Here is a 319-nt window from a genome sequence, read left to right as displayed (position 1 = left end):
AGACCCCACACTACCATCGGCGCTACGGCGTTTCACTTCTGAGTTTGGCATGGGGTCAGGTGGGACCACCGCGCTAAAGCCGCCAGGCAAATTCTGTTATCTGTATCAGCTGAAAATCGTCTCTCATCGCCAAAACATCTTCGGCGTTGTAAGGTTAAGCCTCACGGTTCATTAGTATCGGTTAGCTCAACGCATCGCTGCGCTTACACACCCGACCTATCAACGTCGTAGTCTTCAACGTTCCTTCAGGAGACTTAAAGTCTCAGGGAGAACTCATCTCGGGGCAAGTTTCGTGCTTAGATGCTTTCAGCACTTATCT

Annotated in this window: 2 rRNA genes; both read right to left on the bottom strand. The window is 50.5% G+C overall.

What is annotated here, in order from left to right:
• Positions 1 to 87: ribosomal RNA gene (gene rrf, locus ACPYOJ_RS34975) — 5S ribosomal RNA — on the bottom strand; the annotation flags it as partial.
• Positions 88 to 150: 63 nt separating this feature from the next.
• Positions 151 to 319 (bottom strand): 23S ribosomal RNA (locus tag ACPYOJ_RS34970); the annotation flags it as partial.

The sequence above is a fragment of the Rhizobium sp. SVR5-9E genome (assembly GCF_056755095.1).
This window is presented reverse-complemented; position numbering and strand designations above follow the sequence as displayed.